Below are 25,611 nucleotides of genomic sequence, written 5' to 3'. Positions count from 1 at the left end.
AATGGTTCGTCTCGACATGGAAGGAGATGGCATCGTCCATCTCCACCTCGGTCCGCCACATGCCGAAAGCGATGAAGCAGCATATTTCGCGGCTCTCGAAACGATCGGTGCGCTCACCGGCGCCTATGTCATGGTGGTTGATATATCCGGTCACTTCCATCTTTCCCGCGACGGTGAAATCCGCCAGGCGCAATGGGCCAAGGCGACCCGCGCACAGGTATCCAGCTGCTGCCGGGCACTGGCGCTTGTCCGCGACAAACCCAATCCCCGTTCACAGCAGTCCTTTGCACGGCTTTGGCAAATACCGGTGCACGTCACGTCCGACCTCGGTGAAGCCATGGAATTTGCCAGGACACATTTGTGCCAGGAAAGGCCACAAGCATGAGTACCCCCTCCGATCTCCAGGACACTTTCAAACGCCGGATCGACGGAAGGCGCCTGAGATTGTTTTCGGTGCTCGCCGGGCTTTATCTTGCGCAGGGTATTCCTGGCTATCTGCTGGTTGCCGCAGTTCCGCCGATCATGCGCGAACTCGGCGTATCTCGGACAGCCATAGGCTTGCTGGCACTTCTGATGATCCCGCTGACGGTCAAATTTCTCTGGGCGCCGCTTGTCGACCGGCTGAAGCTGATGGCGATCGGCCACCGGCGCAGCTGGATCCTGCCGACGCAACTCGGCACGGTTCTGGCGATTGCTTCGTTGGTTTTCGTCGACCCGACCAATGTCACCGCGATTCTGATGATCGGTTTTGTCATTGCGGTGCTGACGTCGACGCAGGACATTGCGACCGACGGCTATGCGACCCTGGCATTAAGGCAAGAGGATCGTCCGGTCGGCAACGCCATTCAGGGCGCCGCGGTCGCCTTCAGCGTGATCATCGGTGGCACCCTGTCACTCCTGCTGTACGGCTGGGTCGGCTGGCAGGCGATGGTGCTGACGATCGCGGTCGTTTCAGCGCTTCCTCTATTTGCCATTGCCTTCATGCCGGAAGACGCCGACACCCAAGTCTTCAAACCTGCCGTCAAGCCATCGCTCAAATCCTTCCTCCGGCGCCCGGAAGCAGTGACCGTCCTTGCAATCGCTTTGACCTACCGCGCAAGCGAGGGTCTGGTAAAATCGATGGAAGGCTCTTATCTCGTCGATGCAGGGCTTCCCTTGTCGGCCATCGGCTATCTCAGCGGCATTGCGGCGGCAACGGCAGGTATCGCCGGCTCTTTCATCGCCGCTGGTCTGGTAAGGCGCACCGGAGCAGGCGGCACCTTGCTTTTGCTCGGCGTTCTGCGAACCATCTGCTTCCTGTTGTTTAGTCTTCACGCCATCGGCCATCTCACCGGCATGTGGGTCCTGCTCGGCGCCGCCGGTTTCCAGACCCTGATCCGCTACATGGAGATCGTCGCCCTCTACAGCCTCTTCATGTCCGTATCGTCAAAGGACCAGCCTGGAACGGATTTCACCATCCTGTCCTGCGCGCAGATCATTGTGTACCTGATCGGTTCGGTGCTGGCAGGCAGCTTGGCGGATCGCTTCGGGTATGTTGTTCTTTTTTCGATTTCCACCATCATCTCGGCTGCAGCCGTGATCTTTACCGTCAGGCTGTTGGCAAAGCTGAGCCGTATCGACAAACAAGATCCGGAGGCCGGATCATGCGGCGAGCTGAAAGCCCACGAGACGGTCTAACCACACCGCAGTTTCTTACACCGGAGAAAACGGATTCAAGGAAACCTGCCCAAGCCGGTTTTACCCCTTGCGTACAGCCCAAATCCTTTGACGCTGACGAGTCTGCTGGCGTGCAAGGATAGGAGGCGGTCTTGTCAAATCACATGACGATTGACGGCTAAAACCGCGCAACGACGCAAGACACGAACAATCGGTCTTCTTTAACGCCTTCCGGGCACATGGATCGGTGCAAAACCAAGATTTACAGGGCAGCGCCTCTAGCGGAAGGAGAAAACGCTGGCATCGTAACAGGTCGATTTTGTGATGACATGCAACAGTTGGAGAGCTTGTCTTTGCCAAATGAATCGCCCAACGCTAGAAGCACGGCAAGACCAACCGGGATCTCCCCTTGAAGACAATCGCCATTGATTTCGAAACCGCCAACGAGCAGCGTGGCAGTGCATGTTCCGTTGGTTTGGCCTGGATTGAGGATGGCCGGGTCATCCGGGTGGAGGAACGGCTGATCCGTCCCAGAGACATGCGCTTTTCATCCTTCAACATTGCCATTCATGGCATCCGCCCGGAGCATGTGGAGAATGCTGGCGAGTTTCCGGAGGTGATGGACGAATTCACTGATGACTTTCGCGGAGCGACGATGATCGCCCACAATGCCGCCTTCGATTTCAGTGTCTGGCGCTCCTGCCTCGATCTCTACCGGCAGGCTTACCCTGAACTATCCTATCTCTGCTCGGTGAAGATGGCGCAAAAGGTCTGGCCGCATCTCGGATCGCACAAGCTCAATATCCTCGCCAGTCATCTCGGCCTGACCTTCAAGCATCACAACGCTGCTGAAGACGCGGCAGTCTGTGCGGAAGCCGCGATTGCGGTTGCCCGGTCTCTGCGCGTTCCGCATATCCGCGACATTCCGGCGCTGATCGGCATGAGAGCCGGCCGGCTGTTTTCGGGCGGCTACGACGCTTGCACCTGCAGAAAAAAATGAAGACGTCGATTGCCGGGAGCTTTGGGAGCTCGAAATTGCAGCTGGGACAGGCCGGCTTCTATCGCCCAAGATGTGCTGCATCCAAAGCAATATTATACGCGCACGTTTGCGAACCCGGCCGCGATAGCCGGGCGTGGACAGCTTTCATTCAGATTTTCAGATCCGCCGCACCCGTATCGATATGCGGAGCCCAGAAGGCGATGCTTTCGGCAATGGCGGGAATGACGTTGCGGTCGTCCGGTTCGCGTTCCTTGAACGATAGCTCCAGGCAGATTTCATTGTCCACCGCGCCGCCCTTGAGGAACGCTGCCAGCAGGGGCTCGGGCTGAACCCGGCCCGTGGCATTGTGTTCGGCGGTGAAGGGACGGTGACCGCCCTTGTCCATCTTGCTCTGCTTGATATGGATGATCGGCGAGACCTTGGGCACTGCCCGCGCCCAGGCATAGGGGTCGGTGTCGTCGGCATCCGGTGAGGTGATGTCGCCATGATCGATATCAGCCATCATCCACATCGGGATTGCCATATTGGCTGCACTCAGCCTGTCCTGCAGCGCCATGCATTCTTGAATGGTATGGCCGAACTCCCGCCCCACTGACATCGGTTCCCAGAACACGTAATCCAGCCCGGCCGACTTGCCATGCTCCGCCACTTCCGCCCAGCAATCGATGGCGATCCGGATGAGGTCTTCACGGCGTTGCAGATCATCGAAATCGGCAAAGGTGAAGATGGCGAACTGCGTGCCGACGGATTTTGCCCCAAGGTCGGCGGAGATGTCGGCGAAGGTCTTGAACCAGTCGACGTAATAGCGCCGCACGTCGCGGTCGGGGTGACCGAAATGGTTGAGCCGCCCATAGGGGCCGGTCATGCCGGAGGTGACGCGCACGCCGGTTCGATCGAGGGCGGCGCGAAAGCTGCGTGTCACACGGCGGATCACCGGCGCTGGCCATGACGGATTGATGAACTCATGGGTTAGTTGCAGGTCGCGGATCTTCAGGTCGCGCGCAACGGTGTCGATCAGGTCATCGGGCGCGGCGAAACGGTTGACCAACGGATTGGTATTCAACGACAGGGTCAGGGACATGGTGGCTTCTCAGGTTCAGATTGCAGACGATGACGACGCGGGCAGTGCGCGGTTTACCCGGAGGCCCGGGCGCCTTGTGCACTGTCCGCCTCAAACCAGGCGGCAAAGGCTGCCTTCTCGCTTGCGCTCAAATGCAGGCCCTGCTTCGTCCGGCGCTGAAGGATGTCTTCGGCCGTCATCGCCCATTCGTGCTTTATCAGATACCGCACTTCGGCCTCGTACAAATGCGCACCGAAATGCCGGCCAAGACCGTCCAGCGCGGTTGCGTTGCCGATGATCTTGTCGATCCGCGAGCCATAAAGGCGGCCGTAATGATGGATAAGCGAGCGCGGCATCCAGGGATAGGCACGGCGCAGGTTTTCCGTGAACTGAATGAAGTCGGCGTTTGCGATTTCGCCGCCGGGCAGGATTGATTGGCGTGTCCAATTTCCGCCCATGGCCGGGAAAAATTTGGCAATTTTCTCGATCGCATGCTCAGACAGCTTGCGGAAAGTGGTGATCTTGCCGCCGAACACGCTTAGAAGCGGCGCGCCATCGGTCTCATCGAGATCGAATGTATAATCGCGTGTTACTGCAGACGGGTTGCCCTGGCCATCGTCGAACAAAGGCCGCACGCCCGAAAAGGTCTCCAACACGTCCCCGCGCCGCAGCGTCTCCTTGAAGTAGCGGTTGACGGCAGCCAGCAGGTATTCGACTTCGCTTTCCTCCGCTTTCACTTCTTCCGGGGCGCCGTCATAGGGAATGTCGGTGGTGCCGATCAGCGCCTTGTCACCTTCGTAGGGGTTGATGAAGATGACCCGCTTGTCGTGGTTCTGCACCAGGTAGGCGTGCTGGCCTTCCCAGAATTTCGGCACGATGATGTGGCTGCCTTTGACGAGACGCACATTGCGGCGGCTGTTTGAGCCGGCGACACGGCCGACGATATCGTTGACCCAGGGGCCGCCGGCATTGACGACGACGCGGGCGCGGACCGTGCGCATTTCCCCGGTGCGTTCGTCGCGCATCTGGATGGTCCAGCCGCCATTTTCGCGCCGTGCACTGGTACAGGCCGTGCGGGTCAGGATCTCGGCACCCTTTTCCGCAGCGCCGACGGCGTTGAGAACGACAAGACGGGCATCGTCCACCCAGCAATCGGAATATTCGAAGCCCTTGACGTATTTGTCCATGACTGGCGCGCCCTCGGGATCGCGGCGCAGATCCAGCGACCGGGTGCCCGGCAGCTTCTTGCGGCCACCGAGGTGATCGTAGAGAAACAGGCCAAGCCGCACCAGCCAGGCCGGACGATCGTCCGGGCTGTGCGGCAGGACGAAGCGCATCGGCCATATGATATGGCTGGCTGAATTCAGAAGGACTTCACGCTCGATCAAGGCCTCACGCACGAGACGGAACTCGTAATATTCAAGATAGCGCAGGCCTCCGTGGACGAGCTTACCCGATCGCGACGATGTTCCCTGCGCGAGATCATCCTTTTCGCACAGGATAACCGATAGACCCCGGCCCGCCGCATCACGCGCGATGCCCGCGCCGTTGATGCCGCCCCCGATAATGAACAGGTCGATCATCCGGGAATCATTCATGTCACTCTCCTTTGGCGTGGCCAATCGTGATGGAGGCGCTGTACCAGCCTTCGGGCCGTTAGCGCCAAAATTCGTCAAGTCGGTCCGCTGCTTGTACGCTCGGCCATCGCGTCCCACACCGGCTCAAGCGCGCGGCGGGCGTTCAGGTAGACCGGAAACATTCGGCAATAGGTCTCGACCAGCGCACGATCCGGTGCTTCCGCAGGACCAAGCAGCGGCGTCACCCATTCGGCGATGCAGGCGTTCATGTCCTGGTACACACCGATGGCGACGGCGGCGATCATGGCAGCGCCTGCGGCACCCGCCTCCTCACGCGATGAGACGCGGGTCGACGATCCGACGGCGGCGGCGATAACCGAGCGCAATGCCGGTGAACGGGCTGCTCCCCCTGTCATCCGCAGTTCGGCAGGCATTCCACCCATCGCTGCATAACAATCGCGCGTGCCCATTCCAAGCCCCTCGACCACCGCCCGCAAAAGATCGGGAAATCGATGTCCGCTGCTCAGGCCGATGAACCCGGCGCGGGCATCCGGGTTGACGAACGGCCCGCGTTCTCCGGCCTCCGAAATATAGGGGTGATAGAGGATCGCGCCGGGACGGCTTGCCGCAAGCCAACCCTCGATCCGCCCGACCAGCTCGGCATGGGCAACCGGATGCCCCATTTCGCTCAACAGATCGCCGGCCATCCGTAGTGCCCAGTCGATATTGAGCGTCGCTGCCATATTTGATTGTGCCGGGGCGACGATGCCCGGTATCGGCAGGACGACCATATAGCCCGTGCATTCGGCATTCAGGACGACGTCATCAACCGCCATCGCGCGCATGTGCATGCCGGTGGAGCCAATTGTCGAGCAGGCCGATGCCTTTCCCTCCGTAAAGATGCCGGCGCCGAGTGCGGTGCAGACGAAATCGACATAACCAAGGCTGATCGGCGTGCCTTCCAGAAGCCCGGTCTGCGCGGCCGCAGCTGCGGAGAGCGGATGGCTGACCTGCGTTCCGTCGATGATCTCCGGCAACAGCCGGCGCTTTGCGGTCAGGCCAAGCATAGCGATGACGGTGTCGTCATACTGGCGCGTGCGAAAATTGCCGAACGTGAAACTTGCCTCCGACGGATCGGTGGCCCGCACGCCGGTCAGGTTCAGGTAAAGCCAGTCCTTGCAGTGAAGGGCAATGTGGGCTTGCTCGAGCAGTTCAGGGCTTTGGGACGCCATATGGGCCAGTTGAGCCCCTTGCTGGCAGGTGGAAAGTCCGGTCCCCGTCGCTTCGAAGCGGGCGCGGTCATCTGGAGAGGCACAGAGTTTACGCACGGTCGGTGCTGCGCGTGCATCGAGCCAAAGCCAGGCATCCGCTGCCGGTGTGTTATCGTTACCCACGAGCCAAGTGCCGTCGCCCTGCCCGGTCACGCCGAGTGCTGCCGTGCGCTGCGCAAGACCCTCGACCTTGGTGCCGAGATCGCGGATCGTGCGGGCACAATCGGCCCAAGTCTTTGCCAGCGACTGAAATGCCGCACCGTCCTCACCCGTGGAATAGCTGTTCGGCACGGAAGCCGCAGCAATCTGGCGGCCCGCCAGATCGAAGGCGACTGCCTTGATCACCGAAGTTCCAGCATCGATGCCGATCAGGATATCTTTGCCGGCATGGGGCATCAGGGTCTCCAATTCTTTAACGACTTCAGGACGCATCGTTGACAAGCGCAGACGCCGTCTGCTCGTCGATGATCAGTCCGCTGAGACAGCCGCTCAGCAAGGCCGAGCGGATTGCCGGAATCTTGCCAGGCCCGCCGGCGATGGCGACAATGCGGCGTGCCTTCATGCTTTCCAGGCTTGGCGACAGGGTGCGCTCGCCCAGTGTCGTCTCGACCGGCTTGCCATCCGCATCGAAGAAATGACCGAGCATTTCACCGACGCCGCCATGATCGCGGACATCCTGCATCTCCGGCACTTCGATCATCTGCGACACGACGAGCTGTGAATCGAGTTCTGCCGTGCCGATACCAATCAGCATCAAATCGGCGCGCGCGGCCAGGTCGAAGACGTGACGCACGCCACGCTGAGACAGGAGCACCTCCCGGTCTTCCACCGAGTTGGCAAAGAACGGTACCGGCATGACATAGGATACCGCGCCGGTTTTTTCGGCCAGGCGATGCATGACGTCGTGGGGATTTGCCGCATAGTTGCGCGTCAGGCCGCCAAGAAGTGAAACAAATCGTACATCTCCGGCATCCACATTCGGCATGGCGGCAATAGCCGCGGCCAACGTGCGGCCATTGCCGATGCCGATCACCTGGCCCTGCAGATTTTTGATTTCACGTTGCAGGAATTCAGCGCCGGCAACGCCGAGCGCGCGCATCAGCAGGCTCTTGTCATAAAGGTCCGGCAAGACTTCGCAGTAATCCAGCCCGAACAGGCCAGCGATCTTAGTTTCAATGGCAACGCATTCGGTCACGTCACCATGGATAGAGAACTTTACTACCCCATTCTGGTTTGCCCACATGATCAGCCGATGTGCTTTTACATTCGGTATGCCGAGCCGGGAGGCAACCTCAGCCTGCGTCAAGCCGCCGACGTAATGGAGCCATGCTGCGCGGACAGCCAGGCTGTCGTCGCGGTCGCGCGTTGTAACCGTTCGCACCATCTCTCCTCCCGTGCCGATCGTTGCAAAATGTAATTAATTTCACCTATTGCATTTTTTTACACAAAGCGTAGTTTAAGTCAACAAGATCACACGATATCCCTTGATTATCACATGCAGATTTTTGAAGGAACATGATGAAAGAAAAGGGCTTTTGAGGCTGCTGACTTCAGCTTGAATGCGAGGCTTCCAACTTGGAAAACGTTAGGATTCATGCGGTTTTTGCGGGTTTACTGGTTGGGCGGCCTTGCTGGTGTTTGGGCTTTCCTCCTGGGCTTCCGGGTTGCTCAACATGGAAACGTATCACTCAAAAGCTTTAACTTAACGGTGTAGGCGTTGACATGCGTGGAAACGTATCACACTATTGGGTAAGTTATAACGCTCGGATAACAGGACTGATGGGTTCTGGCAAAGATGCGGAAATGCGCTGCGCGGGTGGGGGGATATCGCCGCGTGCAGGAAGCTGAGGAGGAGTAATCATGCAGACGATCACAGTTCGAAGCGCTGGCATTAGCCATCCCCGGCAAACGGCACCGCTCCGAGCGGTGCGCCCGCTATTGATCCAACATCAAGTACAGGTCGGCACGATATGAGTTCACAGTCCTACATCGCAAAGAAGGGCCGCAAGCAGTCCAACATGGGCCGGATCGTGGCCTCGGCTGCCGTGCTGATTGTCCTTGCCGCAATGGCGCTCGATACCAAGGTAATCAAAATCGGCTCGAGCGATGACGTGAAGGCCGGGGTATTTTCCGCTGCCGATTACGGCGCAACGGAGTTCCCAAAGGTAAAGGCAGGCGTTGAAGAGCGCGCGGTCGATGCTGCAACGCTGGCTGCCGCCATCGCCAGCGACCGGCCTGCCGCCGAGAAGACGTATGGCGTGTCTGCAGGCACCGGCGCTGTGATGTCCGTCAAGCTGACCGGCGTTTTCGGCGAAGCGAAATCGGGGATCTACGACGTCAAGGTCGAGGGCATCCCCGATACGGTGCGTGTCCGTGTGCAAACCGGACCAGCCATCAATGGAACGGAACTGCGCGATGCCACAGGCACGATCGCGTTCGGCCAATTCACCAACCAGATCGAATATCAGGATGCGGGGTCCGCTCTCAACAACCAGCTGAAGCAAGACGTTCTTGCCCAGATCGACACAAGCCAGCTGACCGGCAAGACGGTATCGATCATTGGTGCGTTCAAACTGATCAATCCGAAAAACTGGCTGATCACCCCGGTAAGGCTGGACGTGCAATGAAGCCTTTACCTGCAACGCCTCCGGCGTCCGACGACGCCGTCCTGTCCGCGCGGAACATTGCTAAGTCCTATGGCAACGTCCATGCGCTCAAGGGCGTCAACTTCGATATCCACCGCGGCAAGGTCACCACACTTTTCGGGGAGAATGGTGCCGGCAAGTCGACGCTGATGAAGATCCTGTCTGGCGTCGTGACGCCGACGTCTGGTGATATCGTGCTTGACGGCGAAGTCGTGCACTTCTCATCCGCCTCCGATGCCCGCGACTGCGGCATATCGATCATTCATCAGGAACTCAGCCTGGCGCCCAATCTCAGCGTCCGCGACAATATCTTCATGGGCCGCGAGATCCGCACCGCAATCGGCGTGGATTTTGCCGAGGAAGCGCGGCAGGCAAGAGCCCTGATGGCCGATCTTGAGGAAGATATCGACCCGATGACCCTTGTCGAGGATCTGCGGCTGGGGCAGCAGCAGATCGTCGAGATCGCCCGCGCTTTGTCGGTTGATTCCCGCATTCTGATCATGGACGAGCCGACATCTGCGCTGAGCGCGACGGAAGTCGAAGTGCTGTTCAAGGTGATCCGTGACCTGACCAGCCGGGGCGTCTCGATCGTCTATATATCCCATCATCTGGAAGAAGCGCTGCAGATCACCGATTACGCCGTCGTGTTGCGCGATGGCGCCATGACGGCCAATGCCGAGGCAAAAGACATCGACCTGGAGTGGATCGTTCGCAACATGGTCGGCGAAAACTTCGATCTCGGTTCCCCGCCAACAGGCTACGCGTTCGGCGAGACTGCCTTGTCGATCGAGAATGTCAGCGTCGACGACGCCTCGGGATCCGGCTATTCGGTCGTCGATCAGCTGTCGCTTGAGGTCAAGGCCGGCGAGATCGTCTGCATCTATGGACTGATGGGGGCGGGCCGCACAGAACTGCTGGAAGCGGTTGCCGGACGGATGCCGCTGAGCAGCGGCCGTGTGATCGTCGAAGGCGACGATATCACGCGCCTGAGCATTGCGCAGCGCATCGACAGGGGCCTGGTGCTCGTCCCGGAAGATCGGCAGCGGGACGGCCTGGTTCAGACCATGTCGGTTGGCCAGAACCTGTCGCTCGCCAGCATCGCAAGCTTCACCCGGCGCATGCTGATGTCGCGCTCCGGTGAGCAGGCCGTCGTCAATGAAGCGATCAGCAAGGTTCACATCAAGACCGATGGTGGAAGCGCTGCGATCGGCTCGCTGTCAGGTGGCAATCAGCAGAAAGTCGTCATCGGCAAGATGCTGGCGACCAATCCGCGCGTCATTCTTCTCGACGAGCCAAGCCGCGGCATCGATATCGGCGCAAAGGCCGAGGTGTTCCGCCTGCTGAGCGAACGGGCGGCCAAGGGCCTCGCCGTCGTTTTCTCCACGTCCGAAGTTGCCGAATGCCTCAGCATTGCGCACCGGGTTGTGGTGATGCGGCGCGGCAAGATTTCAGCGCAGTTCGGCGCCAATGTTTCAAAAGAAGAGATCATGGCCGCCTCGGGCGAAGCCGTGCATGTCTGATTACCGAGTTTAATGGAGCCCTGACCATGGCCAGTTCAGTCACCACCCCACCTCGTTCAGGTCTTTTCCGCGATGGCTTTGACCTGGGCAGGCTGCTGCTTGAAGGGCGGGCATTTTTCGCGCTGATCGCCATCATCGTCGTCTTCTCGTTTCTGTCGCCCTATTATTTCTCGGTCAGCAACTTCCTGATCATGTCGTCGCACGTGGCAATATACGGGATTCTCGCGATCGGCATGCTGCTCGTCATCCTGAATGGCGGCATCGACCTCTCTGTCGGCTCGACGCTTGGCCTTGCCGGCGTCGTTGCAGGCTTCCTGATGCAAGGCGTGACGCTCAACGCGCTTGGCGTCGTTCTCTACCCACCGATCTGGGTCGTCGTCTTGCTCGTCTGCGCGCTCGGCGCCTTCGTCGGCCTGATCAACGGCATTCTTATCGCCCGCTTCAAAGTGCCGGCCTTCGTTGCAACGCTGGGCGTGATGTATGTGGCGCGCGGTTTTGCGCTTTTGATGACCAATGGCCTGACCTACAACAATCTTGGCGGCAAGGCGGAGCTGGGCAATACCGGCTTCGACTGGCTTGGCTTCAATCGTCTCGCCGGCATTCCGATCGGCGTCGTCGTTCTGGTCGTCCTGGCGCTCATCGGCAGCCTCGTGCTCAACCGCTCGGCTTTCGGCCGCTGGTTGTATTCCACGGGTGGGAATGAGCGCGCTGCAGAGCTCAGCGGCGTTCCGGTCAAGAAGGTTCAGGTGGCAGTCTACATGCTGTCCGGCATCTGCGCCGCCATCGCTGGCCTCATCCTGTCCTCGCAGCTGACCTCGGCTGGCCCGACCGCCGGTACCTCCTACGAGCTGACGGCCATCGCCGCCGTGGTCATCGGTGGCGCTGCCCTAACGGGCGGCCGCGGCAATATTCGCGGAACCCTGCTCGGCGCCTTCGTCATCGGCTTTTTGTCCGATGGCTTGGTGATCATCGGGATTTCCTCCTACTGGCAAACAGTCTTCACCGGCGCGGTCATCGTGCTCGCGGTGCTGCTCAATGCCGTTCAATATCGCCGCCGCGTCAAGAAGACGACCGAGACCGACGGCCCATCCGCTTCTCTGCAATCGACCGGCAAAGGCGAGACCGCCAATGCCACTCACGGGAAGATCGCCAGCTGACTGGCATATGACCAACAATCAAGGGAGAGAGTAAAATGTTGAAACTGACAAAGAGAATGCTGCTGGCCAGCTTCATTCTGGCTGCGCCGGTCATGGCGCTGTCGGCAACGGCTGCATCGGCCGAAGGCCTGATTTCAATCATCGTCAACGACCCGTCGAACCCCTATTGGTTCACGGAAGGCGAAGTGGCCGCTGCAAAGGCCAAGGAGCTTGGCTACACCGCAACGGTTGGTGCCTCCAAGGGCGACACGAACACCGAGAGCAACCTGATCGACACCGCGATCACCAACAAATCGGTCGCAATCATTCTCGATCCGGCCAATGCTGACGGCTCCATTGGTGCCGTGAAGAAGGCCATTGCTGCCAACATCCCGGTTTTCCTCGTCAACGCCGAAATCAACCAGGAAGGCCTTGCCAAGGCACAGCTCGTTTCCAACAACGCGCAAGGTGCAGCACTCGGTGCCCAGCAGTGGGTCCAGAGCATCGGCGAAAAGGGAAAATACGTCGAGCTTTTCGGCGCCCCTTCGGACAACAATGCGGCAACCCGGTCGAACGGTTATGAAACTGTTCTCAGCCAGTATCCTGATCTGGAAAAGGTCGGCTCGCAGGTTGCCAACTGGGACCGTACACAGGGTCACGACAAGATGCAGAGCCTGCTCCAGGCCAATCCTGACGTCATCGGCCTGATTAGCGGCAATGACGAAATGGCGCTCGGTGCGATCGCTGCACTGAAGGAAGCCGGCAAGCTTGCCAACATCAAGGTCGGTGGCTTCGACGGCTCCCCGGACGCTGTCGCAGCCATCAAGGCTGGCGAACTGGAATATACCGTCCTTCAGCCAGTGGCCATCTTCTCGGCCGAAGCCGTCAAGCAGGCCGATTCCTTCATCAAGACGGGCAAGACCGGTGCTGCGACTGAAAAGCAGCTGTTCGATTGCCTGCTGATCACCAAGGACAATGTCGACAAGTACACGGCTCCGTTCACGCTCTCCGAGTAACACTATCCGAGGGCGCCTCCGGGCGCCCTCAATCTCGACTTCCGATCGACAAATCATCGATCGACGGCTCCGGAATGAACGGAAGAAGCCTTGATGGTGGCCATTTCATTGTCCCAGCGCATTCTGCGTTGAATGCCCTTCTTGGCACTCCTCTCCTCGATATAGTTTCTGTCATTGGCGGAATCGCAGTGCATTTCCGCACGGGCACCTGCGCTCACAGACGGCAGCATAACTCTGAAAAAGCCCTCGAAAAACATAACAATCCTTGACGTTAATTTCACACTGAAATACGATATCGTATCGCAATATGGTATCGTCTTCTGCGCTGGATGACGGTGTCTCGATGCCCGATCAACGACGAGGAAAACCATGGCGAGCCTGCTGGGGATCGACAACGGACTGACTGTGACGAAGGCTGTCATCTTTGACGCCGACGGGACTCAGCTTTCAGTCGCGCGCCGCCGTGTGCCGCAATCCATGCCCCAGGCGCGCTTCGTCGAACGCGACATGGCCGGACTTTGGAGTGCCACGGCCGAGGCTATCCGCGAGGCGATTACCCTCAGCGGCAGGCCTGCATCGGATATCAAGGCGGTCGCGGCGACGGCCCACGGCGACGGCCTTTATCTGCTCGATAAAGACAAACAGCCTCTTGGTCCGGGTATTCTATCGCTCGACAGCCGCGCTGGCGCAGTTATCGACAAGTGGTCCGCGAGTGCAGTATTCAGCCAGGCGCTGGCTTTGACCGGCCAGATTCCGCATGTCTCCGCACCTTCTGCCCTGCTTGCCTGGATCAAACAGCACGAGCCGGATCGTTACAAACGCATCGGCCATGTGCTTGGCTGCAAGGACTGGCTGCGCTTCTGTCTCACGGGCACGATCGGAACCGACAGGACCGAAGCAAGCACGTCTTTTACCGATGTCCACACCCAGGCCGTTTCACTGGAAGCAATGCACCTGTTCGGCCTCGGCGACGTGTTCGAAGCCCTGCCGCTAATGGCGAATTCCGCCGAGATCGCCGGATACGTCACGTCCGATGCTGCCGCACTGACAGGGCTTGCGGCTGGCACTCCGGTTGCGTTCGGCCTGCATGACGTCACCGCGTCTGCACTCGGCATTGGCGGCCATGCCGATGATATCGTCAGCATCGTCGCAGGCACCTATTCGATCAACCAGGTTGTCTCAACTGATGTGCGCGTCGATCCCCGCTGGTTCTGCCGCAATGCCATTGATGCAGGGCGATGGAACAACATGGCGATCTCGCCTGCTTCAGCCGCAAACTATGACTGGTTCCTCGACACACTATGCCGCAAGGACCAGGACGCAGCAGCCGAAAGCGGCACGTCGATCCACGAGACGCTGGCGCACGAGATCGGCGCCGCCCTAAAAAGACCATCGACCATCCTTTTCCATCCCTATCTCTTCGGCTCGCCCCATGGGAATGTTGCCAGCGGTAGTTTTCTCGGGCTGCATGGCTGGCACGATCGCGGCGATATGCTGAAGGCCGTGCTCGAAGGCATCGCCTTCAATCATAAAATCCATATCGACGCGCTGCATGACGGTTTTGCCTTCAAGGAGGCGCGGCTTACCGGCGGCGCGTCGCGCAACCCGGCCTTTGCGCAGATGTTCGCCGATATCCTCGGTATGCCGGTCATGGTGACATCGACCGATGAGGCGGCTGCATTTGGCGCAGCCCTGTGCGCTGGCGCAGCCGTCGGCCTGTTCGCTTCGGTCCAGGACGATCCACGCGACCTGAGCGCGACAGGACGCCAATATCAGCCCGATCCGGCCCGCAGCGCTGAATTCAACCGGCGCTTCTCGCTCTACTGCCGCATTGCTGAAACATTGAACCCGGTATGGCCGGATATCGAACAACTGGCAGAAAAAACCGAGGGGGACGGCGCGTGATCAAAGCAGACGAACGGCGGGAAGAAATCGCCAACTATGTCATCAAGCTCGGCCAGGTGCGGCTTGATGATCTGGCCGAGCATTTCGGTGTCTCGCGCATGACCATTCATCGCCACATCGATCATCTGGCGCAGCAAGGGGTCTTGCGCAAGCTGCATGGCGCCGTGACTGCGCAGCCATCCGGTGTCTACGAGAGCGCCTTCCGTTACCGCATGACGGTGGGAACCGCCGAAAAGAACGCTTTGGCGCGCGCTGCGCTTGATTACATCGAAGCCGGTCAGGTCATCATGCTCGACGATTCGACCACGACCTGCGCCATTGCACCGCTATTGCTGGATATCAAGCCGCTGACGGTGATCAGCAACAGTCTATCGACGGCAGCTTTGTTGACGGCGGCCGAAGATATCGATTTCATCTGCCTTGGTGGCCAGTATCACCGGACATACAATGCCTATATCGGCATCGTCTGCGAAAATGCCGTTTCCAGACTGCGCGCCAATGTCCTGTTCTGCTCGGTCTCCGCCATCACCGGCACAACCACCTATATCCAGGATCCTCAAGTGGTGCGCGTCAAGCAGGCGATGATGGCAGCATCCAACCAGCGCATTCTGCTAGTCGACCATTTCAAGTTCAACAATGTCGCTCTGCATGCGTTGGACGAACTCACCGCATTCGACACCGTTCTGGTGACCGACGGCATTAGCGACGCTCAAGCGCAAAAACTCGAACAGGCGGGCGTACGCCTGCGCGTCGTCAGGACAAACCCGGCATGAACCAACTGCAAAAAGAACCATCTCCGCGTCCAGTCGATCGCTTGACCGTCTTGGGTAATGAACAGGATTTCGATGTCGTCATTTTCGGCGCCGGCATCAACGGCGCCGGCCTGTTCCGCGATCTCTGCGCGCAGGGGCTGAGATGCCTGATCATTGACAAAGGGGATTTCGGCTCCGGTACTAGTGCTGCCCCTTCACGGCTGATCCATGGTGGCCTCAAATACCTCGAGACGGGCGAATTCGGCCTCGTTGCGCAATCGACGCTGGAACGCAATCTTCTTCTCAAAAACGCGCCCCATTATGTCACCCCGCTGCCGACGGTGATCCCGATTTTTTCATGGTTCAACGGCATAACCGCTGCTCTGCGCACGCTGTTCGGCTCGACCAGCGCACCGCGCAGCCGTGGTGCTGTCTTGATAAAAATCGGATTGGCACTCTACGATTTCTACGGATCGCGCGACAGAGTCATGCCGCGCCACCGCTTGGTCGGGCGCAGCCGCGCGCTAAAAGAGATGCCAGTCCTGACCCAGTCGATCGTTGCAGCAGGCACCTATTACGACGCAAAAATCAGCCATCCCGAACGGCTGGTCCTTGAATTGATCGAAGACGGCCTGGCGGCCAGCAAAACCTCTGCGGCGGCCAACTACTGCACTATGACGTCGGCCTCGGGCGGTCTTCTGACCTTTCAGGCCCAAAAGGGCAGCACATTTTCAGTGCGGCCAAAACTGGTCGTCAACGGTGCGGGCCCGTGGATCGACCACGTCAACGCCGCGCTCGGCGCGCCCTCAAAAATGATTGGCGGCACCAAGGGTTCGCATATTCTGCTCCAGAACGACGAATTGGTGCGCAGCCTTGCCGGCCGCATGGTCTATTTCGAGGCCGACGACGGGCGTATCTGCCTCGTATTCGACTACCTCGGCCGTGCCCTTGTTGGATCGACCGATACGAAGGCCGACAATCCGGATACGGTTCGCTGCGAGCAGGATGAAGTCGATTATTTGCTGGCAAGCGTCAGCGCCCTGATGCCGGGAGTGAATGTTGAGCGCGACCAAATCGTCTATGCCTATAGCGGCATCCGGCCCCTGCCCGCTTCCGAGACGTCAATCGCCGGCCTCATCAGCCGCGATCATTCGGCCCCGGTCACCGAGCCGGATCAAACACGTCCTTTTGCGATCATCTCCTTGATCGGCGGCAAGTGGACCACATTTCGAGGTTTCGCCGAAGAGGTTACCGATACGGTGCTCAAGCGCCTGGGGCGGAGCCGTGCCGTCAGCACCCGCTCGATGCCGATCGGCGGCGGCCGGAATTTCCCGGCAGACACAGCGCAACGTTTGCAGTGGCTGACCGAAACATCGGCTGTATCTGGGCTCGATCTACAGCGGATCGACACCCTTCTATCCCGCTACGGGACACGCGCCCTTCAGGTCGCACGACATGAAGGCGCCTGGAGCGGCACTGAACGCCTGCCGGATTCGCATGATTACAGCCAGGCGGAAATCGACTACATCGTCCGCAACGAATTTGTAGAACATCTCGCAGATGTCGTGATGCGCCGCACGACACTGGCCGTCACCGGGTCTTTGACGATCAAGGATTTGCAGGCGATTTCAGCGGTTGTCGGCGCTGCCTGTGGTTGGGACTGCGAACGGGCAACCGAGGAATTTGCAGAGACTGTGACGCAACTCAAAGGCAGAAACTTGATGCGCATCTGAAGGAGCGGGATCGAGGCTCGCGGGACTGCTTTCGAGCCGGCCAGCAGGCCGTGGCTCACAGTCTGCCCACATACCGACCGCTCGTTTGCAACTGTCTCCGTGTTGTGACACCGAACCGGGCCGCGAAGATGTCGCTCAGGTAAATTATGAACAGCCGAAATGCACCTCGGCGATATCGGCGATATATTTGCCGATCGGCAGCGCGGACGTGGCAGCAGGCGATGGGGCGTTGAGGACGTGAACTGTGCGGGCCGTGCGTTCGATCAGGAAATCGTGCAGCAGGCGGCCGTCGCGGCTGACCGCCTGGGCACGGATGCCGGCCGGATGCGGGTGCAGATCTGCCAGCTCCAGCTCCGGGCAATAGCGTTGACACAACGCAAGGTACCGGCGACGGCTGAGTGAGTTGGCCATCTCGCCCAGCCCATAGCGCATGTTGCTCGCCATGACGTGGCGAAACCCGGGAAAGCGCATCATCTCCCAGAGATCCTTGGGATTGATATTGCCAAAACTGTATCCGTTGCGGGCAAATGCCAACACGGCGTTGGGGCCGACCGTCACGAACCCACCCACCATCGGCGTCAGATGCACGCCAAGGAACGGCAGCGATGGTTCCGGGATAGGGTAGATGAGATGTTCAACGATGCGGTTCTTGTCGGCGCCGAGACGGAAATATTCGCCACGGAAAGGAACAATCGCAATATCCTTGGCAAGGCCACACATCCGCGCGAGGCGGTCGGCGTTGACGCCGGCGCAGACGATGACATGGCGGGCACTCAGCAGCATTCCCGTGTCCAGGGTGATTTCGACACCTTCGGCGTGTTCGTCGATGCGCGTGACGTCAACATCGGTCATGATCGTGCCATCGGCTTCGATAAGGAGCGCGCCCATACGCCGCGTCACTTCGCCATAATCGACGATGCCAGAAGCTGGAATGAAGAGGGCCGCAAGACCGGCAATATGCGGCTCTCGCTCCGTCAGCTCGGCATGGCTGATCCGATGGACTTCAAGCCCGTTGGCGACAGCACGCTCTTGTAGTTTTTCCATGCGCGGCAACTCTTCCGGGCTGCTGGCCACGAGCATTTTTCCACGCTGTTCGAAGCGGATGCCGTAATCCTTGCAAAACTGCATCGTCGCAACGCTGCCCTCGCGGCAGAATTTTGCCTTCAGGCTGCCGGGCTCATAATAAACGCCTGCATGAATAACGCCGCTGTTGCGCCCCGTCTGGTGACTGGCAAGCATCGGCTCCTTTTCCAAAACTGCAACGGTAAGGCCGGGAAACCGCTGCGACAGCTGCATGGCTGTCGATACCCCGACAATGCCACCCCCAATCACCACGATATCGAAATCCGCCACGCGCTCGAAATTCATTCTGCCCGTTCCCGTCGTATCCGCAGAAAGCCTTTTCTTGCTACACCAATGGCTGCTTCAGTGCCAGGCACCGCGCGTATCGTAGATCACTTTGCCTGCCAGGCGGGTGTGCCTCATGGCTTTAAAGGGTTCGTGCTCTACGAGAAGCACCACGATGTCCGCGCGCTCCACCGCCTGATACGCACCCTCAAGGTGAAGATTATCGTATTTTGACAGCAGTCCCGGCATAACGCTGACGTAAGGATCCGATACAAGAATATCGACATCCGGCAACGCCTGGGCAATGAGCCCGACGACTTCTATCGCGGGGCTTTCGCGCACATCATCGACATTGGCCTTGAAGGTCAGGCCCAAACAGGCAATCGTCGGCGAACGGAACCGCTTTGCCTTCTCCACCACCTGCCCGGCGACGTGATGAGGCCGATGATCATTGACCTCGCGCGCCGTACGGATCAGCCGTGACAACTGGGGCGCGGCAGAAACGATGAACCAGGGATCGACCGGAATGCAATGACCGCCGACGCCCGGTCCGGGGCTGAGAATGTTGACGCGCGGATGCCGGTTGGCCAGGCGGATCACTTCCCAGACGTCGATATGGAGGCTTTCGCTGATCAGGGAGATCTCATTGGCAAAAGCAATATTGACGTCGCGATAGGCATTTTCCACGAGCTTGGCCATTTCGGCGCTTGCTGCATCGGTCAACAGGATCTCGCCTTGAGCAAACAAGCGATAAATGGACGCCGCCTTCTCCGCACATCTTGGTGTCAAGCCACCGACGACGCGGTCGTTGGTGATCATTTCGATCATGATGCGGCCCGGAAGAACGCGCTCCGGGCAATGTGCAACAAATATGTCGGCACCAGTCTCGCCATCGCGCGGCATTCTCAGATCCGGGCGCAGGGCTCCGATCCAGTCTCCCACCTTCTGAGTGGTTCCGGGCGGTGAGGTGGATTCGAGCACCACGATATTGCCGGACTTCAACCTTGGGGCAATCTGCTCGGCAGCCGCCTTCACATAGGATAGATCAGCGGTTCGATCCTCGTTGAAGGGTGTTGGTACCGCAATAATGAAGGCTTCCGCCTCCGGTGTCTCGGTTGTCGCAGTCAGCCGCCCCATCGCGACGGCACCGCTGACAGCCACGGCCAAATCCGGCTCGACGAACGGCACTTCCCCGCGCGACAAGGCTGAGACGGTCGCCGGATTTATATCGACGCCGATCACGTCGACGCCGCGCGTTGCGATAGCAACAGCGGTAGGCAGCCCGATATACCCCATACCCAGGATGGCAACTCTGCTCTTGAACACTTCACTCATCGGCAATACTCCGGAGCTGCACATCTGAAATGATGGACCTGGCGGGCGCCACGTTCCGGTTCGCACCAAACCTGAATGCACGCGCGGGATGTAGCAGTTCCCGGACGGTGAGTTGGACGAAGCTGGTGTTGGTCTTCAAATAGCGCCACCACAGTCGGCGCGGCTCTTGCAGCAGTCTGTAAGCCCACTCCATTCCAGCCCTCTGCCAAGCGAAGGGTGCGCGTTTCGTAAGGCCCGCCATGATGTCGAAGGAGCCACCGACGCCATGCAACACGGGGACCTTGAGGGACGCGCCATACGATCCCAGAAATATCTCCTTCTTGGGTGACGTCATTCCCAGGAAAAGCATATCGGCGCCGGATTCTCGGATCTCGGCGGCGATCTGCCCTGCCTCGGCGGCCTCGTAAAATCCATGATGGCTATAGGCGATCCTCAAACCGGGGAAGCGCTGCGCGAGAACGCGCCGCATTTCCTGCAGGACCTCAGGTTTGGCGCCCAGCAGCGCAATGGACCGGTCGTCGCGGTGCGCGAGAAAAAGAAGTCGTGTGAAAATGTCGATGCCTGCCACGCGCTCCGGCAAGGGCCGGCCGAGCAACTGACTTGCCCACACGACGGACTGACCATCCGCCAGCAAGAGATCGCATTCCATCAGAGATTCGCGCAGGAGTGTATTTCTGTGAAGCTCGACGATTTTTGCGGCATTGAGCACCCCTAGAAGGATTGGCCGGCGTGTCGTCAGGGCCATGCGGCAGCGCTCGATGACATCATCCATGCGCATGGCATCCATATACATGCCAAACAGAAGCTGGCGTTGCCTTTGCATATCAAATCTCCTTGAAAACTGCAGGCATGTCCCCTGCCGGGTTGGGGGCAAGCTGGGCGACCACCCCTCCTGAAAGCCATGCGTACATCAGCCAGCCGAGTTCATAGGGCCGGCATTCATAATCCACGCGGATCGGCGGAAAGAGCGTATCGAGCCCGGGAACATGCAATCCCGGCAGCAGAGACGTCGTCACAGCGGATACAGCTCTGACCAACTTGCGGGGTTCGCGGCGCGCCACCTTGCGCCAGATCACGCCTTTTTCCGATGCAACGAGCGGCGTTGAGACCTCGGGATGGTCGTCGAGCCAGTACATGCCTCTGATGATCGCTTGGGAATGGTCGGTACCTCCGGCTTCTCGAAGGTCGAGCAACGCCATCGGGGCCATCGCGTGCTGGTGAACGCTATAGACCGGGTAACCCTCGACGACGCCGCCGTTACGCGTATCGTAGTGCCACCACCACTGGCCGCCCGGCCCTTGCAGGGCGCAAATTCGTTCGGCACAGACTTCGGCTGCCGACAAAGCTTCTGTGTTTGACTGTGCCGCATAAAGGCGGGAGAGTGCCTGGATCGGGTAAACCTGATCGGCAAAACATCCAATATGCGCGCGGAAACGCCCGCTGGCCGATGCAGGCAACATATGCGGAAACAGCCCTGCCGGCGACCGCGCGGACATCAGCCGCGTCGTCGCCAGGGAGACGACATCCTGTGTGTCGCCGAATTGGCGAGCTGCCAAGCCGGCACTCAATGCCCATGCGCAATCGACAGTCGCGATGGGCGCATCAGAGGCAAGTATTTGCACCAGCTGGCGAAACAGCGGCACCGAATGGAACCGTCCTGCCTCAGCGGCGGCCCAGGCAGAAAGCGCGATCGCACCCATATCTGCCGATGTCGTGGCCCGAACTGCACACGCATGCGCGAGATCGAACGCCGTATCGCCATCCAGTACCTGTTGCTGTGTGGCTCTGTCAGCATAGGACAGCCCGAGTGCGGCGATAGCGGTGTAACGAAGGCTGTCTCCTTCGAGACGCTCCGTCCAATTGGAGTCCAGGTTGACCGCACGCAGCGTATGCCCGAACGCACCGCGCCGGTGCATGCGTGGCAGGCCTCGCTTTGCAACATTCAAGAAACGGTCGGCTTGAATTCTCGTCTTGCGCGAGACCGATTCGATGGCTTCCAGCCGGTCGGCCACGCCTATCCCGGCTCGCTCAACAGGGGGCGGCGGCTGTCCACTATGGTCCGATGATACGCTTCGCGCTCTGGATGGCAATGAATGCTGAAAATCAATCGGCATGAAAGCTCCTGATAACTTGCCGTATCAACGGAAATGGCAGTTGAGCAAAGGCGTCGTGATAAATTGAGAATCCTCGGTTGCTGTCCACATGCTAGAAAATCCTCACAGATATGCCAGCGCACTCAAAGACTTACAAAGCCGCCATCGGCATGCTGGCAATGGTATCGGCATGCGCCGATAGTATTACCCAAACTGGTGTTCCTTCAGCTTTGGGATTAGCGGTGGAGTTGGAGTGGACTGACCGGCTACCTCTCTCTCCAGTGTTTCGGCGCCGGCATTTTTCCAATAGGAATTGCAGGACTCCCGCTTGCGGGTCTCGCCGGACATGAGGGCGCGAAATGGATGCTTCGATAAAACAAAGAGAGTTCAACAGGATCGCGCCAGCTCCCATGATCCCGCGAAAACTCTCGATCGTAGCCGTCACCTACAACAGCGCTTCGGTGTTGCCGGGATTGCTTGATTCTCTGCGTGCGGGTCTGGAAGGCATCGAGGAGTATGAGGTGATTGTCGTCGATAATGACAGCTACGATGATTCCATAGCTATCGCACATGCGCATCCGATTGGAGCAAGAGTGATTGCGACGGGCCGGAATGGTGGCTATTCCGCAGGGATCAATACTGCGACCGCGACGATCGAGCCTTTGTCGGACCTGCTGGTTCTCAACCCTGATATTCGTTTGCAGCCCGGATCGATCAGCCGCCTATATGCGGGTTTGAGCAGTTCTTCGGTCGGCGTAGCCGTGCCGCAGGTGCGTGGGGAGGACGGCGTCATCGCCAAGTCCATTCGCCGCGAACCATCGCTAGCAACCGCCTGGTCGGAAGCGCTGCTGGGTGGCAGGCTAGCCGCCCGGTTGGGGCTGGGTGAAATGGTCGCCAGTTCTGCGCTGTACCAAGAGGGCGGACCCATTGAATGGGCGACCGGCGCGATCCTTCTGGTCACTGCCAATGCGCGGGCCGTGATTGGAGAGTGGGACGACAGCTTCTTCCTTTATAGCGAAGAGGTCGATTATCTGCAGCGGGCTCGAGCAGCCGGCCTAGACGTGCTGTATGTTCCGTCATCCCAGGCCATCCATATTGGCGGGGATTACCATAGCAGCGATTTTCTCACTGCATTGATGACGGCCAACCGCATTAAATATTACCGCCGGCATCACGGCGCACTGGCCTCCGCATTGTTCCGTTCCGGAATCGTGGTCGGCGAAACGATGCGTCTGGCCATAGGGACAGGACGCCGGGCGACCTTGAGCGCCGCGCTCCGCTTTTAGGCCGCGACCGGGATCCCTGGTATACAAGATGGCGCAAGCTTTTTGCATGGCCGCATCAGCGGATTATTGGGCTGCCCATCAGCAATATTTCCAGCTCAAGTCTGAATTTCCGACACGGCTGATAGGCAGATTCGGCGTGAAACCCGGTTGATACGCGTGTCAGCGAACCCTTAAGGTTGAGCAAAATTAATTTTTAAAAAAAAAATACGCGCTGCTCCGCCTCTGTGGCCTTTATGTGAAATCGAACATCTTCCAACATTTTTTTGCAAATCTTTTCAGCACTTCTATTGCACTGCAGGTTGCAGTTTCGCGTGAGGATTTAGAATTTGCCTGCAAGTGTATTCAGTAACCAGCGGCCGCAAATTTGGCAAATATATCAATCGGAAGCGGAATTTTAAGCGTTTTGCGGCAATATTAAGACTGAAATCGGGCGTCATGCCTCATTATAGCCAGCCGCTATAGACCGATTGCACCTCATTGTGAGTTGCATTACTCCTTGCTGTTATAAGTTTGCCGTACCGAAATAGAGGTAGGCGGCTTACCCGTAATACTATGTTGAAACGGGGTTAAAGGGCTGAGGAGAAAGGCGATAGCACAGTGGCACGAACACTATTGAATGCAACCACTAGTGGGTTTTTGACTGAGGATAACATCCAGGGAAATTCTCTCGACGTCATCGATCTGAACGAAGCGAGCGACACTCAAGAGGCAACGGTCGCCTCCAAAGTCATGCCGAACGAATCCGGCGGCTTTGCACATCGCGCTCATAACGCCATGGAAGATTTTGGTGTACGCGATATTCGCCATGAGAGCAGGACGTCCGACCACAATTCATTCCACTTCCTTAACAAAACACCGGCCGCAGAGAGCGATGCCGAAAGCGCAACATTTGATGCGAGCAGCGTCTCATCAGGCACAACATCCGATACGGGAGCAACAGAGGCCTCCCAGAACGCTTTAAAATCTGCCGCCAGCATCAGTGCGGCAAGTACCGACGCGCCCGCCGCGACGTCTACGGTGAACAACAGCGCAGCGACAGCAGCGACAGCAGCGACAGCAGCGACAGCAGCGACAGCAGCGACAGCAGCGACAGCAGCGACAGGTTTCCCTGACGCAACCAATACCGGCGTCAAGACTGGTGTCGCAATGACGAAATATACCGGTTCGCTTCATATTACTGAGGACAATGCCGTCATCAGCAATATGGAAGTCACCGGCGATATAATCATCGATGCCCAGAATGTCACGCTGAGCAACATCAAGCTAATCTCAAATACCGAGTGGCATGTTCTGCGGATCATGGATGACGCGTCCGGCTTCACTCTGAAGGACAGTGAAATCGACGGACGTGGCTTGAGCGACAATGGCGTCTACGGCCATGGAACGTTCCTGCGCAACAACATACACGACGTTGAAAATGGCATGACCTTATGGGGACCGTCTTCGGTTCAGGACAATTACATTCACAATCTCCGGAATGGTAAAGCCGACCCGCATTACGACGGCATTCAGGTCAATGGCGGCCAGGATATCGACTTCATCCACAACACGATCATCAACGACCACGACCAGACAGCTGCCCTGATGCTGGAAAATACATTCGGCGGTCTGCGCAACATCACCGTTGACCACAACCGCCTGGTGGGCGGCGGTTACACCGTTTACATAGACGGACGCAAAGGCGGTGGCACTGTCGATGCGAACACAATCAAGATTACCAATAACGAGATCGGCGGCGGCCATTGGGGCGACTTCTCGCTGTATGACAACAAGCCGGTCCTGTCCGGAAACACCGGTCTAGGTGCTTCGCCGGAGACCCCACCCGTCAACCCGGAAACTCCACCTGTCACTCCGGAAACCCCAACCACGCCTGAGACACCCACGACACCGGAAACGCCAACCACCCCGGAAACACCTGTTGCGGGCAAGGCGACCAATGGCAATGACGTGCTTACCGGCACGGCGAGTGCCGACAAGATCGACGGCTTGGGCGGCAATGACAGCATCAAGGGTCTTGCGGGCAATGACGCACTCAAGGGCGGTGCAGGCAATGATATGCTGGACGGTGGTGCCGGTGCCGACACTTTGGATGGTGGAACGGGGATCGACACCGCTTTCTATGCCAGCGCAAAGACCGGTGTCACAGCCAGCCTTGCCGATGCCTCCATCAATACGGGCGATGCTAAGGGCGATACATTTGTGTCGATCGAACAGCTGAGCGGGTCAAGCTTTGCCGACAAGCTCTATGGCAATAGCGGCGCCAACCTTCTTTCGGGCGG

At 58.8% G+C, this 25,611-nt stretch carries 20 protein-coding genes and 1 pseudogene; 12 read left to right on the top strand and 9 right to left on the bottom strand.

Going from position 1 to position 25,611, the window contains the following annotated elements:
* Position 1: 1 nt before the first annotated feature.
* The 3 genes from ACP7E6_RS26060 (at position 2) to ACP7E6_RS26050 (ending at position 2,656) form a co-directional block, all read left to right on the top strand.
* Positions 2 to 385, top strand: coding sequence for a hypothetical protein (locus ACP7E6_RS26060; RefSeq protein ID WP_426232593.1), 384 nt, complete (start codon positions 2 to 4; stop codon positions 383 to 385).
* Positions 382 to 1,677 (top strand): RhtX/FptX family siderophore transporter, encoded by a 1,296-nt coding sequence (locus ACP7E6_RS26055; RefSeq protein WP_426232592.1) that lies wholly within the window; start codon positions 382 to 384, stop codon positions 1,675 to 1,677. Before ACP7E6_RS26060 ends, ACP7E6_RS26055 begins: the two co-directional genes overlap by 4 nt.
* Positions 1,678 to 2,065: 388 nt before the next feature.
* Positions 2,066 to 2,656 carry a 3'-5' exonuclease gene (locus tag ACP7E6_RS26050; protein WP_426232591.1) on the top strand — a complete coding sequence of 197 codons (591 nt, stop codon included), beginning with the start codon at positions 2,066 to 2,068 and terminating at the stop codon, positions 2,654 to 2,656.
* A gap of 148 nt (positions 2,657 to 2,804) precedes the next feature.
* Here the strand turns inward: ACP7E6_RS26050 and ACP7E6_RS26045 are convergent, their stop codons facing one another.
* The 4 genes from ACP7E6_RS26045 to ACP7E6_RS26030 all read right to left on the bottom strand — a co-directional run bounded on the left by ACP7E6_RS26045 (position 2,805) and on the right by ACP7E6_RS26030 (position 7,948).
* Complete coding sequence (locus ACP7E6_RS26045; protein ID WP_426232590.1) at positions 2,805 to 3,737, bottom strand: sugar phosphate isomerase/epimerase family protein; 933 nt, start codon at positions 3,735 to 3,737, stop codon at positions 2,805 to 2,807.
* Between the two features lie 53 nt (positions 3,738 to 3,790).
* A complete protein-coding gene (locus ACP7E6_RS26040) occupies positions 3,791 to 5,314 on the bottom strand; it encodes a glycerol-3-phosphate dehydrogenase (protein WP_426232589.1) in 1,524 nt (507 codons plus the stop codon).
* Between the two features lie 74 nt (positions 5,315 to 5,388).
* Complete coding sequence (locus ACP7E6_RS26035) at positions 5,389 to 6,960, bottom strand: FGGY-family carbohydrate kinase (protein ID WP_426232588.1); 1,572 nt, start codon at positions 6,958 to 6,960, stop codon at positions 5,389 to 5,391.
* Between the two features lie 25 nt (positions 6,961 to 6,985).
* Positions 6,986 to 7,948, bottom strand: coding sequence for a sugar-binding transcriptional regulator (locus ACP7E6_RS26030; protein WP_426232587.1), 963 nt, complete (start codon positions 7,946 to 7,948; stop codon positions 6,986 to 6,988).
* 586 nt (positions 7,949 to 8,534) lie between these two features.
* On the opposite strand from ACP7E6_RS26030, the gene ACP7E6_RS26025 reads away from it, so the two are divergent.
* The 7 genes from ACP7E6_RS26025 to ACP7E6_RS25995 all read left to right on the top strand — a co-directional run bounded on the left by ACP7E6_RS26025 (position 8,535) and on the right by ACP7E6_RS25995 (position 17,271).
* Positions 8,535 to 9,191: a DUF2291 family protein gene (locus tag ACP7E6_RS26025; protein WP_426232586.1), complete on the top strand. Its 657-nt coding sequence runs from the start codon at positions 8,535 to 8,537 to the stop codon at positions 9,189 to 9,191.
* Positions 9,188 to 10,729 carry a sugar ABC transporter ATP-binding protein gene (locus ACP7E6_RS26020; RefSeq protein WP_426232585.1) on the top strand — a complete coding sequence of 514 codons (1,542 nt, stop codon included), beginning with the start codon at positions 9,188 to 9,190 and terminating at the stop codon, positions 10,727 to 10,729. The genes ACP7E6_RS26025 and ACP7E6_RS26020 overlap by 4 nt, the downstream gene beginning before the upstream one ends.
* A gap of 26 nt (positions 10,730 to 10,755) precedes the next feature.
* The gene (locus ACP7E6_RS26015) at positions 10,756 to 11,886 is read left to right on the top strand and encodes an ABC transporter permease (RefSeq protein ID WP_426232584.1); all 1,131 of its coding nucleotides are present in this window, start codon (positions 10,756 to 10,758) and stop codon (positions 11,884 to 11,886) included.
* Between the two features lie 35 nt (positions 11,887 to 11,921).
* On the top strand, positions 11,922 to 12,881 hold the full coding sequence (locus ACP7E6_RS26010; protein ID WP_426130044.1) for a D-ribose ABC transporter substrate-binding protein: 960 nt from the start codon (positions 11,922 to 11,924) through the stop codon (positions 12,879 to 12,881).
* A gap of 369 nt (positions 12,882 to 13,250) precedes the next feature.
* A complete protein-coding gene (locus ACP7E6_RS26005) occupies positions 13,251 to 14,786 on the top strand; it encodes an FGGY-family carbohydrate kinase (protein WP_426232583.1) in 1,536 nt (511 codons plus the stop codon).
* A complete protein-coding gene (locus ACP7E6_RS26000; protein ID WP_426232582.1) occupies positions 14,783 to 15,559 on the top strand; it encodes a DeoR/GlpR family DNA-binding transcription regulator in 777 nt (258 codons plus the stop codon). The genes ACP7E6_RS26005 and ACP7E6_RS26000 overlap by 4 nt, the downstream gene beginning before the upstream one ends.
* Positions 15,556 to 17,271, top strand: a complete 1,716-nt coding sequence (locus ACP7E6_RS25995) for a glycerol-3-phosphate dehydrogenase/oxidase (RefSeq protein ID WP_426232581.1) — start codon at positions 15,556 to 15,558, stop codon at positions 17,269 to 17,271. Before ACP7E6_RS26000 ends, ACP7E6_RS25995 begins: the two co-directional genes overlap by 4 nt.
* A 144-nt stretch (positions 17,272 to 17,415) precedes the next feature.
* Here the strand turns inward: ACP7E6_RS25995 and lhgO are convergent, their stop codons facing one another.
* From lhgO to ACP7E6_RS25975, 4 genes are all read right to left on the bottom strand, one after another.
* Entirely contained in the window at positions 17,416 to 18,624 is a 1,209-nt protein-coding gene (lhgO, locus tag ACP7E6_RS25990; RefSeq protein WP_426232632.1) for an L-2-hydroxyglutarate oxidase, read from the bottom strand.
* A gap of 72 nt (positions 18,625 to 18,696) precedes the next feature.
* Positions 18,697 to 19,953: a UDP-N-acetyl-D-mannosamine dehydrogenase gene (gene wecC, locus ACP7E6_RS25985; protein WP_426232580.1), complete on the bottom strand. Its 1,257-nt coding sequence runs from the start codon at positions 19,951 to 19,953 to the stop codon at positions 18,697 to 18,699.
* On the bottom strand, positions 19,946 to 20,776 hold the full coding sequence (locus ACP7E6_RS25980) for a WecB/TagA/CpsF family glycosyltransferase (protein ID WP_426232579.1): 831 nt from the start codon (positions 20,774 to 20,776) through the stop codon (positions 19,946 to 19,948). Before ACP7E6_RS25980 ends, wecC begins: the two co-directional genes overlap by 8 nt.
* Position 20,777: 1 nt before the next feature.
* Positions 20,778 to 22,067 (bottom strand): hypothetical protein, encoded by a 1,290-nt coding sequence (locus ACP7E6_RS25975; protein WP_426232578.1) that lies wholly within the window; start codon positions 22,065 to 22,067, stop codon positions 20,778 to 20,780.
* Between the two features lie 338 nt (positions 22,068 to 22,405).
* On the opposite strand from ACP7E6_RS25975, the gene ACP7E6_RS25970 reads away from it, so the two are divergent.
* Positions 22,406 to 23,332, top strand: coding sequence for a glycosyltransferase family 2 protein (locus ACP7E6_RS25970; RefSeq protein WP_426232577.1), 927 nt, complete (start codon positions 22,406 to 22,408; stop codon positions 23,330 to 23,332).
* 764 nt (positions 23,333 to 24,096) lie between these two features.
* On the opposite strand, the gene ACP7E6_RS25965 is transcribed toward ACP7E6_RS25970, so the two are convergent.
* A complete protein-coding gene (locus tag ACP7E6_RS25965; protein ID WP_426232576.1) occupies positions 24,097 to 24,465 on the bottom strand; it encodes a hypothetical protein in 369 nt (122 codons plus the stop codon).
* A gap of 13 nt (positions 24,466 to 24,478) precedes the next feature.
* On the opposite strand from ACP7E6_RS25965, the pseudogene ACP7E6_RS25960 reads away from it, so the two are divergent.
* A pseudogene (locus ACP7E6_RS25960) lies at positions 24,479 to 25,611 on the top strand (hypothetical protein); the annotation flags it as partial.

The organism is Pararhizobium sp. DWP3-4 (assembly GCF_049898205.1).
Lineage (GTDB): Bacteria > Pseudomonadota > Alphaproteobacteria > Rhizobiales > Rhizobiaceae > Pararhizobium.
This window is presented reverse-complemented; position numbering and strand designations above follow the sequence as displayed.